General features: G+C 70.0%; 11 protein-coding genes. 7 read left to right on the top strand and 4 right to left on the bottom strand.

Annotated features, from left to right (window positions below):
- Window positions 1-75 precede the first annotated feature (75 nt).
- The 4 genes from H4W31_RS26210 to H4W31_RS26195 all read left to right on the top strand — a co-directional run bounded on the left by H4W31_RS26210 (window position 76) and on the right by H4W31_RS26195 (window position 4,189).
- Window positions 76-648: a sigma-70 family RNA polymerase sigma factor gene (locus H4W31_RS26210; protein ID WP_318783411.1), complete on the top strand. Its 573-nt coding sequence runs from the start codon at window positions 76-78 to the stop codon at window positions 646-648.
- Window positions 645-1,376, top strand: coding sequence for an anti-sigma factor (locus H4W31_RS26205; RefSeq protein WP_192772393.1), 732 nt, complete (start codon window positions 645-647; stop codon window positions 1,374-1,376). Before H4W31_RS26210 ends, H4W31_RS26205 begins: the two co-directional genes overlap by 4 nt.
- A gap of 153 nt (window positions 1,377-1,529) precedes the next feature.
- Window positions 1,530-3,215 (top strand): serine/threonine-protein kinase, encoded by a 1,686-nt coding sequence (locus tag H4W31_RS26200; protein WP_192769085.1) that lies wholly within the window; start codon window positions 1,530-1,532, stop codon window positions 3,213-3,215.
- A gap of 257 nt (window positions 3,216-3,472) precedes the next feature.
- The gene (locus H4W31_RS26195) at window positions 3,473-4,189 is read left to right on the top strand and encodes an alpha/beta fold hydrolase (RefSeq protein ID WP_225945681.1); all 717 of its coding nucleotides are present in this window, start codon (window positions 3,473-3,475) and stop codon (window positions 4,187-4,189) included.
- Window positions 4,190-4,232: 43 nt separating this feature from the next.
- Here the strand turns inward: H4W31_RS26195 and H4W31_RS26190 are convergent, their stop codons facing one another.
- A complete protein-coding gene (locus H4W31_RS26190; protein ID WP_192769084.1) occupies window positions 4,233-4,916 on the bottom strand; it encodes a pyridoxamine 5'-phosphate oxidase family protein in 684 nt (227 codons plus the stop codon).
- Between the two features lie 220 nt (window positions 4,917-5,136).
- On the opposite strand from H4W31_RS26190, the gene H4W31_RS26185 reads away from it, so the two are divergent.
- Window positions 5,137-5,661 (top strand): CGNR zinc finger domain-containing protein, encoded by a 525-nt coding sequence (locus tag H4W31_RS26185; RefSeq protein WP_192769083.1) that lies wholly within the window; start codon window positions 5,137-5,139, stop codon window positions 5,659-5,661.
- A 69-nt stretch (window positions 5,662-5,730) separates the two neighbouring features.
- Here the strand turns inward: H4W31_RS26185 and H4W31_RS26180 are convergent, their stop codons facing one another.
- The 3 genes from H4W31_RS26180 to H4W31_RS26170 all read right to left on the bottom strand — a co-directional run bounded on the left by H4W31_RS26180 (window position 5,731) and on the right by H4W31_RS26170 (window position 7,726).
- Window positions 5,731-5,985, bottom strand: coding sequence for a muconolactone Delta-isomerase family protein (locus H4W31_RS26180; RefSeq protein ID WP_192769082.1), 255 nt, complete (start codon window positions 5,983-5,985; stop codon window positions 5,731-5,733).
- A 53-nt stretch (window positions 5,986-6,038) separates the two neighbouring features.
- Window positions 6,039-6,794 carry an MBL fold metallo-hydrolase gene (locus H4W31_RS26175; RefSeq protein WP_192769081.1) on the bottom strand — a complete coding sequence of 252 codons (756 nt, stop codon included), beginning with the start codon at window positions 6,792-6,794 and terminating at the stop codon, window positions 6,039-6,041.
- A gap of 467 nt (window positions 6,795-7,261) precedes the next feature.
- Window positions 7,262-7,726: a hypothetical protein gene (locus H4W31_RS26170; protein ID WP_192769080.1), complete on the bottom strand. Its 465-nt coding sequence runs from the start codon at window positions 7,724-7,726 to the stop codon at window positions 7,262-7,264.
- 133 nt (window positions 7,727-7,859) lie between these two features.
- On the opposite strand from H4W31_RS26170, the gene H4W31_RS26165 reads away from it, so the two are divergent.
- Together H4W31_RS26165 and eccCb are read left to right on the top strand one after the other, a co-directional pair.
- Window positions 7,860-8,255, top strand: a complete 396-nt coding sequence (locus H4W31_RS26165) for a hypothetical protein (RefSeq protein ID WP_192769079.1) — start codon at window positions 7,860-7,862, stop codon at window positions 8,253-8,255.
- Entirely contained in the window at window positions 8,252-12,550 is a 4,299-nt protein-coding gene (gene eccCb, locus H4W31_RS26160) for a type VII secretion protein EccCb (protein WP_192769078.1), read from the top strand. Before H4W31_RS26165 ends, eccCb begins: the two co-directional genes overlap by 4 nt.
- The last annotated feature ends 106 nt before the right edge of the window (window positions 12,551-12,656 follow it).

The raw sequence follows: 12,656 nt of genomic DNA, 5'->3' as shown, positions 1-12,656 counted from the left end.
GGCCACAATCACGTCAAGGATGTGGTGGAAATGAGCGGTGACCCGGAACGGGCACGGCGATTACGGTCGGTCCCGGTGAGCGTCGGACGCCCACCGGATGCCGAAGAGCTGCTGCATCAGGTGGCGCGGGGTGACGAGGCAGCATTCGCGGCCCTGTACGACACGATGGTGGGCAGGGTCCTCGGACTGATCCGCCGGGTGCTGCGGGACCCGGAGCAGGCCGAGGAAGTGACCCAGGAGGTGATGGTCGAGGTGTGGCGCACCGCCGCTCGCTTCGACGCCGGCCGTGGCTCAGCGTCAGCCTGGATCCTGACCATGGCCCACCGGAGAGCGGTGGACCGGGTGCGCTCCGAGCAGGCCCACACCGATCGCACGCACCGGGTCGCCGCGACCGAGACACACGTCCCCTACGACGAGGTGGTCGAGGACGTGACCGCCCGGCTGGAACGGGAGCAGGTCCGTCGCTGCCTGGGCCAGTTGACGTCGGTACAGCGGGAGGCGGTGACGCTCGCGTACTACGGCGGCCACACCTACCGCGAGGTAGCGGAAGCGCTGGCGACGCCGCTGCCGACGGTAAAGACCCGGATGCGCGACGGGCTGATCCGGATGCGGGACTGCCTGGGCATCGACCTGGAGGGACGGGCATGAGCAGCGACATCCACGCCCTCGCCGGCGCATACGCCCTGGCTGCGGTCGACGACCTGGAGCGGACCGCGTTCGAGCGGCACCTGGCCGACTGCGAGCCGTGCCGCCTGGAGGTGGCGGAGCTGCGGGAGACCGTGGCACGACTCGCCGAGGCTACCGCCGTCGGGACCCCCCCACCCGGGTTGCGGGAGCGGACCCTGGCGCAGGCCGCCAGCACCCCCCAACTGCGGGTCGGTACCGGGCCGACCGGTGTCACGCGGGGGACGCCGCAGTGGCGTCGATGGGCCGCCGCCGCAGCCGTCGTCGGCATCGCTGCGGCCGGTGCGAGCGCGGCCACGTGGTCGGTCGCGGGCGACCGGGTCCGACAGGAGCAGGCGAGCAGCGACCAGGCCCGTCAGGTCGCCGACGTGCTGAGCGCCCCGGACGCCCGCGTCCACGACCAGCCGCTGCAGGCCGGCGGCGCCGCGACCGTGGTCGTGTCGCGCGACCGTGACCGGGGCGTCGTGCTGCTGCGCGACCTGCCCGAGCCCGGCATCGGGCGGGCCTACCAGCTATGGCTCATCCGCGACACTGAGAAGGCCCGTCCGGTCGGGTTGCTCACCGCCGGCGCCACCGAGACGACCATGGTCATCGGCCCGGTCGCCGCTTCGGACACGTTCGGGCTGTCCAACGAGCCCGCCGGCGGTTCCACCGCCCCCACCCGAATCGTGGGTGTCGTCGCGCTGAGCTGACAGACGAGGCGAGCCGGGCGCACCGGGGCCCTCCCCCGGTCCACCAACTGCCGGCTTCGGCGAGCCGGTCGTCACGATCGCAACGTAGACCCCGCGGGGTATCTCCGAACTTCGTCAACCCATCCGTGACCTCGTCCGCTCCGAATCCCTTGTATGAAGGACGACTTGCTCGCCGGGCGGTACCGTCCGCTGCGGTTGATCGCCGACACCGCACACCCGGGGCGCGTCTGGCTGGCTCGCGACGAGGTGCTTGGCCGGCACGTCGCGGTAAAGAAGGTCGTCGTACCGGAACGGTTGAGCGCCGCCGAGCGGTCGAGGTTGCACGACCGCACGCTCGGCGAGGTCCGCGGACTGGCCGGGATCGACAATCCGGGCGTGGTGAGCATGTGGGACGTGCTGAGCGCCGACGACCACCTCTGGCTCGTCATGGAGCACGTGCCCGCCCGCTCCCTGTCCGACGTGATCGCGGCCAACGGCCCCCTTACGGCCGCCGAGGTGGTACGGGTCGGCCTGCATCTGCTCGGCGCCCTGGATGTTGTCCACGCGGCTGGGGTGGTGCATCGGGACGTCCGCCCACGGAATGTTCTGCTCGCCGACGACGGACGGGTCGTGCTCGGCGGGTTCGGGCTGCCAATCTTCGACAGCGGCGCTCCCGCGGCCGTCGCCGGTCGGAATCTGTCAACGACCCAGTACATCGCGCCGGAGCGGGCCCACGACGCCACGTCGACTCCCGCCACCGACCTGTGGGGCCTCGGCGCGACCCTCTACGTGGCCGCGGAGGGCCGCCTGCCATGGGCGCGGCCGACAATCCTGGCCACCCTCGCGGCCCTCGCCACCGAGCCACCCGACCCCATGTACGCCCACATCCTGGAACCTACGGTCACCGGTCTGTTACGCCGCAACCCCCGCCAACGATTGACCACCGAGGAGGCGCGGAGCCACCTCGAAACGCTGACCGTGTCGACCGTTGCCACCGCGCCGTCGGCGGCGCTGTCCCGAACCCACGGACGGTGGCCCGTGACCGCGACCCCCACCAAGCGCGGCACGGTGTATGCCCCAGGCTCTGCACCGGTCACGAGCGGCAATGACGCCGGCAACACCAAGGTCCTGACGGTCGCGATGCCGCCTGCCCGCGGCCGCACGGGGTGGGCGTTCGCCGCCGCGATGCTGGGACTACTGGCGGTCGGGGCCGTCGTGGTCGCAGCGGCCGGCACACTGGTCGCCGGCCTGGGCGACCAGACCGGCGAGACCGCCCGTACGCCGGCCGCCGCTGCGGCCGGCCCGGCAGAAACGGCGGAACCGGCGGAACCGGCGCAGCCTGCCCACCCGTGCCTCGACGACACCGCGGCCACCGAGGGCGAACCGGTGCTACCGGCCACCTCGCCCCCGCCGCAGGCGCTGCCCGACGGATGGCTGTGGCACCAGGACCCGAACGGGTTCAGCATCGCGGTGCCCGCGGACTGGACCCGCAGCACCAACGGCAAAACGGTCTGCTTCCGTGATCCCGACGAGCTTCGCCTGATCGCCGTCGACCCCACCGCCAAGGCTGCCGCGACGCCCCAGACACGATGGCAGGCCGAAGAACGGGAACTGCTGCGGGCTGGTGCGCTGCCCGGCTACAAGAAGATCAGCATCGGGCCCGTCATCCGCCCGGGCGGCGCCGCCGAGTGGGAGTACACCTGGAACCACGGCGACGGACAACCACTACACGCCCTACGGCTGCTCGGTAACCAAAGCCCCACCCGCGCCTACAGCCTGTCCTGGATCACCCCCGACAGCCAGTGGGCACTCAACGAGCCGAACCAGCGACTCCTCTCCGCGAGCTTCCGCCTCGAGTGACTGCGAGCATGACGAGGTCGGTTCAGCAGTGGTGAGCGGCGTCTCTAATGATCGAGGCCCGGTCGGAACGTCAGTGCGGCGAGGGTCACCAGCCTGGGGGTCGGGGAACGCCTGGAGGCCGGGTAGCATTTTGCCGGACACTGTGTCCGACAACGTGACCGATAGACGTCGCGGCCGGATGACCGGTTGACGCAGCGGGGATCCGCAGGTCGCCCACCTCGTTGATTCCGAGCGACGCGCCCTTGAGGAGAACGGAAATGAGTACGGAACCCTCGGCCTATCTGCTGGTGCCGGGTGCCTGGCACGGCGGGTGGTCCTGGTGGCCGGTGGCAAAGCGGCTCCGCGCCGCCGGACATCGTGCGGTGACCGTCACGCTGCCCGGGCTCGCGGACGGCGATGACCGTGCGGGGCTACGGTTCCAGGACGCCGTGGACCACCTGGTCAGCGAGGTGGAACGGCGGGCCCTCACCGACGTGACCCTGGTGGGTCACAGCTGGGCGGGCTACCCGATCGCCGCGGCCGTGCACCGGCTGGCGGGCCGGGTGTCCCGGCTGGTCTATTACAACGCGCAGGTCCCGATGCCGGGCCGGTCGATGGCGGACGACAATCCTCCGGAGGTCGCGGCGTTCCTGCGTGGGCTGATCGAGTCCTCGCCGGACCGCGCCATCCCGCCCACCCTGGAGTTCGTCCAGCAGATCTTCATGCAGGACGTCGCGGAGGATGCCCAGCGCCTGCTCGCGGAACTGCTGGTCCCGCACCCCGGCGCCTATTTCCTGGATGCGCTCGACGTCCCGGATGTGACCACCCTCGGCATCCCCACCCGGTATCTCCTCGGCGAACACGATCACGCGCTGCCGCGGCCCGGGGCCGAGTTCGCCGCCCGGCTCGGAGTCGAACCCGTGCTGGTCCCCGGAACCCACGAGGGCCTGTTGACCCACCCGGACGCCGTGGCCGACGCGATACTGGCCGCCTGAGGTCGACCGTTCGGCGATCAGAGTGGATCTTTCCGCTGAGTCGTCAGTGCCGCTGGGCGTCCTCGGGTCGAGGTTGACGGCCGAGGGCGGAGTCGTGCAACTGCGCGCGTAGGGCCTGGTTGTCCGCGCGGAGGCGGGCGAGTTCGTCGCGTACCGGGGCGAGGGCGTCGGCGAGTTCGGCTTCGCTGTAGCGAGGTGTGATGTGTTGCGGGCAGTTCCAGTCGTAGCTGTGCACGTCGACGGTGATCAGCCTCTCGACCTTGCCGGCCTGCCCCGGCGTACTCAGCCTCTCCAGCAGCTCGTCCGGCGCGTCGCCACGCACGTCGGTAACGCGGGCGGTGCCGATGATCTTTAGGCGCTGTCGGTGCGCGTAGTCCATGACCAGGAGTGATACCCGCGGTGAGCCGCCGAGGTTGCCGACCGACAGGTACTGCCGGTTGCCGCGCAGGTCGGCCCAGCCGAGGACGCTGTGCCCGTCGACGGGCTCGAGGACGTGCAGGAAGCCGGGTGGGCCGCCGCGGTACTGCTGGTAGGGCCAGCCGTTCTCGCTGACGGTGGCGAGATAGAAGCCGTCGCGTTCGGCGATGAAGGCGGCCTCGTCGGCGTCGAGCAGCCCGTCGGTATCCCGGCCGACGACCATGCGTTCGACGGCGGCTCGGCTGCCGTAGCGCTGTTGCGCGGCGACAACCGATCCGGTGGTCAGTTCCTGCAGGTAACGGTATGGCATGGCGGACGCTTTCCGAGGCGTGGACCGAGGCGGAATCGCCGTCCCGGCGCTGGGTGGGCGGTCTGGACCCGTCGCCGTCCCCCACCGTCTCGCGGCGGGGAACCGAACGGGGTCGCTACCCACTCCAGAGTTTTCTAACCACCGTAACTCTAATGAGAGGTAATACTGTACGAGGCCGCATCTTACCTGTCAAGCGCCCTGAGGGGGTAAGGTTGGCGGCATGGCGCAGCGACCGTTGGTGGGCGAACCGCTCGCCCTGGACCTGGTGAACACGCAGTGGGTCGACCGGGGCCACACCGTCGAGCTGTTCGACGAACCGGACGGACTGCGGGGGTGGCTCACCGAACACCGGCTCCCCGGCGACCCCGGATCGGTCGAGGTGCCGCTGCGCCAGGCGCGTACGGCCCTGCGCCGCATCCTGGAACAGCCTGGCGAGCAGGCCGAGCGCGACGTCAACACGATCCTGGCCCACGGGGCACTGCGCTATCGGGTGCACGGGTCGGCGGTGCTTGAGCACCACGACGTCGACCCCGCCTGGCTACCCGCCTGGCGGGCGGTCCAGAACTACCTCGACCTGCTGCGCCAGCAACCCAGCCGGATCCGACGATGTGGCCACCCCGCCTGCGTCCTGTATTTCTACGACACCTCGCGAAACGGCACCCGACGCTGGTGTTCCATGGACGGCTGCGGCAGCCGCGCCAAAGCCGCCCGCCACTACCGACGTCAACGCACGCCCACCGCATAGCTCCGGAATGGACGGAGATGGGTCAGATCGCCGCGATCGCGTCGGGTATTACCGCCGCGACACCCGTTGTCACAACTCGACCACTTCGGTGAGCGCGAAAGCCAACATGCCTTCGCGGACCAATGGCAGGCGCCCGAGTTGCCGGCGTGCCTCGTCCGGCGTCGCCGCCTCGACAATGGTGTAGACCCCGCCGCCGGCAACCCGCTTGAAGACCGATTTCACCGTACCCTCGGCGCGCAACTCCGCCAGCACAGCCGCTTCCTCAGCCATGAACGGACCGAATTCCTCCGGACGTACATCCGTTCCAACCGCAATGAAATACATGATTCTCCCTACTTGATTCCCACGCCACCCGTCCACTCCGCGCGGGTTCGTCCTCAGACGGTTGCGGAGTCGCCGGGGCGGAGGGCGACGAGTACGTCGGTCAGGCCGGCTGCCCGGAAGGCTCGTCTGACGTCGTCGCCATTCTCGGTGTAGTGCCCCCAGCCGTCCTGGTGAACCGGGACCACCGCGCGTACCCCGAGCAGGGCCGCCGCGCGGACCGCCAGTTCCGCCGTCAAGGTGAGGAACCCGTCGCCGCGTAGCGCAATCCGGGCCGCGCCTAGGTTGAGGATGGCGATCTCTATCGCGGGAAATCGCTCGGCGATAACGGCCACGACGTCGACCGAGGCGTTGTCGCCACTGGCATACACCGTCGGCCAACCGTCGGCTTGCAGTACGAATCCGATGACCGGACCGTTGCCCACACCGATCTCCGGTGTGCCGTGCAGCGCCGGAACGGCGGTGACCCGTACGGCACCATCCTCGGCGTGCTCGAAGGGTCGCAGCCCGATGGCCTGCGGGCCGAGGTTCTCCGCTCCCGTCACGGTGGTGAACACCCGTCGCGCTGCGCGGGCGTACTCCCGGCCGGATTTGTCGAGGTTGTCGACGTGGTGCTCATGGGACACCAGCACCACGTCGACGGCGCCGAGATCCTCGGGTCGGATGCTCGGGCCGGTGAGTTTCGTCGCGGTGACCGGTCCGCTCTGGTACGTCCCCGGCTCGTCGAAGGTCGGGTCCAGCACGAACCGCGAGCCGGCGTAGTCCAGGACAGCGGTCGGCCCGCCGACGAGGTGCACGGTCGGCCTGCCCATGTCTGCTCCTTAGCTGCCGTGGCGGCGGTCGCGGTTGTCGCGGTCGCTGCGCCGCACCCAAACCTTACCCCCTTAGCGTATTTGAAGAGTAAGAATCGACCTGTGACGCCCGCCTCGGCCGACGCCGGGCAGGATCGGCACTCTGCTCGCCCTGCCCACCGGCAATACATCAGATTCGGCAACCCATGACAATTATCGACGACGGACGCATCGATAAAGCGTGGGTACCATGTCGCTAATAAATTCACGCTTCGAAGCATGGGAGATCATTATGCGGCTGCGAATCATGGTCCGAACTGTCGCTGTCCTCCTGGCCGCCACCGGCGTGGCGACCTTCCTCCTTCTGGGTCAGGCTCAGGGCACCGTGAATTTGGCCGGATTCACCTGGTCCAACTGACACACTCGGCACTTACCCGCTCGGACGAGGACACGCTCGGCCCGAGCGGGTGCCCAGCCGAGGATTACTGTTAGGCCGGTTGCCGGATGCTCGGCTGCCAGCCGTACAGCCGGGCGGTCAGATCGGCGGGGACCGTCCAGTGCGGGTACGGCAGCACGGCGCTGCCGCCGGTGTAGATCAGGCACAGGAGTGGCCCGTCCTCGGTGCTCTCGAGCGCGACCTTCGGTTTGCGGGCCGCGCCGACACCGCCCAGCCCGAACAGGACGACCGGGTCGTGGATCGGCAGGCCCCGGGCCTGTCGACCCTCGCGCCAACCACGGTGCGCCGCAGCCAGCCGCCAGGGTGCGAGGTCGGCGAGACCGCGGTACAGGTTCGTCACCCAGGTCGGGGTGAGTTCGGCGTCGCCGAGTTGGTACGGCACCCCGGCCAACAACCCGAACCGGTCACCGGCGGCCGGGGTCGTCGTCGGCTGGCGGTACCCCCGGACCACTGTGATCAGTGCCGACCAGGATTTGTCCGGGGCGGCACACCGCAACGTCCGTACCGGCAGCCCGGGGCGTACCCAGAGGACACCACTTCTGACCCGCGGCGATCGTCGTCTCCGCCAGCCAACCGCTCGCCGGCGCCGCCGGCCGTTAGAGTGGGTCAGCACCGACGGGGAGGAATCGATGCAGCAGATCCTGGTCCAGGTCACCGCCGACGACGCGACCGATCCACGGCGGCTGGAGCGGCTCACCACCCAGCTGGCACAGGACCTGCGTGCCATCCGGGAGATCTCGGTCCGTCCCGCGGTCGCACCGCCGCAGCAGGGAGCCAAGTCGGCGACCATCAGCCAGGTCGGCAGCCTCGTCGTGTCGGGGCTGCTCTCCGCGGCCGGGCTGAACGCCCTGCGCGACATCATCGTGGCGTACCTCCAGCGCAGCAGCGCCCGCTCGATCACCCTCCGGGTGGGCGAGCGCGAGGTGATCCTGACCGGCGGAGCCGGCGCCAAGGATCTCGCCGCCGTCTCGAAGCAACTCCAGGCGCTGGTGTCCGAGCCGGAGGGACCGGAAGGCAGCGCGTGAGCCGGCGACTGGCGCTCGTCGTCGCCAACGACAACTACCAGGACAGTGGACTCACCTCGCTGTTCGCGCCCCGCAACGACGCGCAGAGCCTGCGTGAGCTGCTGCGCGATCCGGAGATTGGCAACTTCGAACCGGCCGACATTCTGATCAACGAGTCCAAGTCGGAGATTGAACGCGCCATCGAGCGGATCTTCCGCGCCGCCCGCCCCACCGACCTGGTCACCCTGTACTTCTCCGGGCACGGGGTACGCAGCCTGGGCGGCCGGTTGCACCTCGCCGTCGCCAACACCGACCTGTCACTGATCTCGGCGACCTCGATCTCGGCCTCGTTCATCAAGGAACTCGTCGACGAGTCGGACGCGGCCAGCACCATCATCCTGCTCGACTGCTGTTACAGCGGCGCGTTCGGCGACAGCGGGGTGAAGGCCGACCCGAGCATCGACGTCGGCCAGGAACTGCGGGCCGGACGCGGCACCTATGTGCTCACCGCCTCGACCTCGGTGGAGAGCGCCGAGGACGGCGGGCGAACCGTACCGGGGAGTCCGCCCAGCCTCTCCGCGTTCACCGAGGCCGTGGTGCGCGGCCTCGCCACCGGCGCGGCGGACATCCGCGGCGTCGGCCGGATCAGCCCGAACGACCTCTGGGAGTACGTACGCCAGGAGGTGCCGCGCCGGACGACCCGGCAGACCCCCACCCAGTACGGGTACGTCGAGGACGAGATACACCTCGCGAACGTCCGACGGTCCCGCTTCGGCCTCACCACGGGTTCCAGTCACCGGGTACACCTCGGCGACCTGCTCGGCGCGCTCACCCAGACGGCCGAGCACGGGCTGCGCGCCGAGGAGTGGAACGGCACCGGGCACCTGGTGGTGCCGATCGGACAGGCGTTCCGGGGTGCGGATCGCGCCGAAACCGTCTCGCTGGAACTGGCACACAACGACGGGCACGTGCTCGTCGTCGGCCGGATCGGCTTCGGCAAGAGCACCCTGCTGCGTACTCTGGTCGGCGCCCTCGCCCTGACCGCCTCTCCGTCGGAGGTCCGGTTCTACTTCCTGGAGTCCGGCGGGAACAAGCTCGGCTCGCTACGGCGACTGCCGCACGTCGCGAAGATAGCCCGGGACGACCAGGAGGCGATGACCCGCGAGCTGTTGCAGGAGATCGCCGCCGTCATCACCTACCGCAAGCGCCTCTACAGCGAACGTTTCATCGACTCCGCGCAGCGGTTCCGGGCGGTACGGCAGGATCTGCCCGGCCATCCGCACCCGGACATCTTCCTGTTCATCGACCGGTGGTCGGATTTCACGCCACACAGCCAGCAACTCCACCGCCTGGCCAGCGTCGGCCTCGACTACGGCGTCCACCTGGTGGTCGCCACCCGGAGCTGGCGCGACATCCCGGACGAGTTGCAGGAGCTGATCCACTGTCAGATCGAGTTCAACCTGGGCCACGCCGACGAGTCGCGGGTCAATCCACGACTGTCCGCGCAGGTGGCCAGTGACCATCCGGGCTGGGCGGTACGCCGCGAGGGCCGGTTCCGGGTTGCGCTGCCCCGCCTCGACACCGCCATCGGCACGCCGGTCGACCTGCTCGCCAGCGACACGTTCGACGGCGCGCTGGAACTGGTCGAACGGGTGGTGACCGCCTGGTCGCGTACCGGGAACAGCGCGGTCGACGCCCGGACCCGCTCGGTACGCGCCATCGCCGCCACGCCGTCCGTACTGGAGTTGTTGGGCGTGCCCGCGCTGAGCGTGGACGGGGTGCGGTCGCTGCGCGCGGACCGCTCCTGGGTGAGTCGGCTGGTCGTCCCGATCGGGGTGGCCAGCGACGGCCGGACGATCGAGCTGGATCTCAAGGAGTCGGCGCAGGAGGGCATGGGTCCGCACGGTCTGCTGATCGGCGCCACCGGCTCCGGCAAGTCGGAGCTGCTGCGTACCCTCGTCACCGCCCTCGCCCTGACCCACGACTCGACGATGCTCAACTTCGTCCTCGTCGACTTCAAGGGCGGGTCGACGTTCGCCCCCCTCGCCAGGCTGCCGCACGTCGCCGCGATGGTCACTAATGTGGCCCATGACGTGGCGCTGGTGGACCGGCTGGTCGACGCCGTCAACGGCGAGCTCGTCCGCCGGCAGGAACTGCTCCGCAAAGCCGGCAACTTTCCCAACCGGCACGACTACGAGCGGGCGCGTACCGACGGCATCGCGGCCCCGTCGCTGCCGCCGCTGCCGTCGCTGCTGATCATCTGTGACGAGTTCTCGGAGCTGCTCGCCGCCCGGCCCGACACCATCGACCTGTTCGTCCAGATCGGACGGCTCGGTCGCTCGCTCGGGGTGCACCTGCTGCTCGCCTCGCAACGCCTGGAGGAGGGCCGGCTGCGCGGGCTGGAACCCCACCTGTCGTACCGGATCGGCCTGCGCACGTTCTCCGCGTTGGAGTCCCGTGCGGTGCTCGGCGTACCTGACGCGTACGAGCTGCCACGCTCGCCCGGCCACGGATACCTGAGGGTGGGCAGCGAGCCACCACTCCGGCTACTCGCGGCGACCTCGTTCGAGGAGTCGCCGTCCGCCGAGCCCGGCGAGACCGTGTCGCTCGCGGAGGCGGCGAGTGCGCTGCTGGCGGGGGTCGACCCGACGGCCCAACAGGTGTGGCTGCCACCGCTGTCCGTGGCGCCGACCCTCGACGAACTGCTCGGCCCGGTGGCCGCGACACCCGCACGCGGGTTGACCTGTGGCAACCCCGAACTACAGGGCGCGCTCAAGGTGCCGGTGGCCTTGGTCGACAAACCGTTCGAGCATGGCCGGGAGGTGCTCTGGTTGGCGCTCGACGGCGCCGCCGGGCACGTCGCCGTCGCCGGTGGTCCACAGAGCGGCAAGTCTTCCCTGCTGCGCACGCTCATCTGTGGACTCGCGCTCACCCACACCCCCGCCGAGGTCCAGGTCTACTGTCTCGACTTCGGCGGCGGCGGGCTGGCCTCGCTGCGCGAGCTGCCACACGTCGGCGGCGTCGCCGGACGCCGCGAGAGCGGGGCCGTGCACCGTACCGTCGGCGAGATCTCCACCCTGCTCGCCGACCGCGAACGCCGCTTCGCCGAACTCGGCGTCGAATCGATCAGCGCGTACCGCCGGCGACGGGACGCCGAGGGGAGCGGCGCCGACCCGTTCGGCGACGTGTTCCTCGTCGTCGACGGCTGGTCCACCCTGCGCGACGAGTTCGAGGATCTGGAAGCGACGATCACCGACATCGCCGCCCAGGGGCTCTCCTACGGGGTGCACGTGGTCGCCGCCGTAACCCGTTGGACGGAGCTCCGCTCCGCGATCCGTGAACTGTTCGGCTCCCAGCTCGAACTTCGGCTCAGCGACCCGAGTGACTCGACCATCTCCCGCCGCGCCGCCGTCAACGTGCCGGCCAGGATCCCCGGCCGAGGGCTGACCGCCGGCAGCCTCCAGTTCCTCGCCGCCCTGCCCGCGCTGTCCAGCCACGGCGGCGAGACCAGCGACCTGGTCAAGGCCGTCACCAACGCCTGGACCGGCGCCCCCGCACCCCGGGTACGTCTCCTCCCGCTGGTTCTCCCCTACACCGACCTCGATCTCGCCGGCACCGGACTACGGCTGCCCATCGGAATCGCCGAGGCCGATCTGCGCCCGGTCTCCGTCGACTTCGCCAGTGAGCCGCACTTCCTCCTCTTCGGTGACATCGAGAGCGGAAAATCGGGGTTTCTGCGCGCGCTCGCCACCACCATCGTCGCCCGGTTCAGTCCCGAACAGGCCCGGGTGATCCTGGTCGACTACCGCCGCAGCCTGCTCGGCGTCATCTCGACCGAACACCTCATCGGGTACCCCACCTCGGCGACGGCGACGGCGGAGGTCATCGAGTCGGTCGCCGCAAAGATGCAGCAGCGGCTGCCCGGTCCCGACGTCACCCCGCAACAGCTCCGGGACCGATCCTGGTGGACCGGACCCGAACTCTTCGTACTGGTCGACGACTACGACCTGGTCGCCACCGCCGCCAGCAACCCGATCCTCCCGCTGCTCGACTACCTGCCGCAGGCCCGTGACGTCGGCCTGCACCTGGTAATCGCCCGACGCTCCGGTGGCGCCGCCCGTGCCCTCTACGAGCCCGTCATCCAACGGCTGCGCGAACTCTCCTCACCCGGACTCGTCCTGTCCGGCGACCGGGCGGAGGGCGCACTCGTCGGCGACGTACGACCGGCGCCGATGCCGCCCGGACGCGGACGGCTCGTCACCCGACGGGAGGGCGTACGGCTGATACAGCTCGCACACCTTCCGCCCGCCGACTGAATCGGTAGTTCCCACTCGAACGCCGCGCGACCAAGCGCTCGTGACGATCAGCGGCTGAACCTCCGCCGAGAGATCCTGCCAGTACCCCTTCCCGCAGAAACTCCCT

Source organism: Plantactinospora soyae (assembly GCF_014874095.1).
Lineage (GTDB): Bacteria > Actinomycetota > Actinomycetes > Mycobacteriales > Micromonosporaceae > Plantactinospora > Plantactinospora soyae.
Note: the sequence above shows the minus strand (reverse complement) of the source record. Positions and strands in the feature narration are given on the sequence as shown.

What these genes read in the sequence shown, in the direction of transcription:
- H4W31_RS26200 (WP_192769085.1), top strand. Translation starts at nt 1,530, where the DNA reads ATGAAGGACGACTTGCTCGCCGGGCGGTACCGTCCGCTGCGGTTGATC.
- H4W31_RS26190 (WP_192769084.1), bottom strand. Translation starts at nt 4,916, where the DNA reads ATGCCATACCGTTACCTGCAGGAACTGACCACCGGATCGGTTGTCGCC.
- H4W31_RS26175 (WP_192769081.1), bottom strand. Translation starts at nt 6,794, where the DNA reads ATGGGCAGGCCGACCGTGCACCTCGTCGGCGGGCCGACCGCTGTCCTG.
- H4W31_RS26205 (WP_192772393.1), top strand. Translation starts at nt 645, where the DNA reads ATGAGCAGCGACATCCACGCCCTCGCCGGCGCATACGCCCTGGCTGCG.
- H4W31_RS26165 (WP_192769079.1), top strand. Translation starts at nt 7,860, where the DNA reads ATGCAGCAGATCCTGGTCCAGGTCACCGCCGACGACGCGACCGATCCA.
- H4W31_RS26195 (WP_225945681.1), top strand. Translation starts at nt 3,473, where the DNA reads ATGAGTACGGAACCCTCGGCCTATCTGCTGGTGCCGGGTGCCTGGCAC.
- H4W31_RS26180 (WP_192769082.1), bottom strand. Translation starts at nt 5,985, where the DNA reads ATGTATTTCATTGCGGTTGGAACGGATGTACGTCCGGAGGAATTCGGT.
- H4W31_RS26185 (WP_192769083.1), top strand. Translation starts at nt 5,137, where the DNA reads ATGGCGCAGCGACCGTTGGTGGGCGAACCGCTCGCCCTGGACCTGGTG.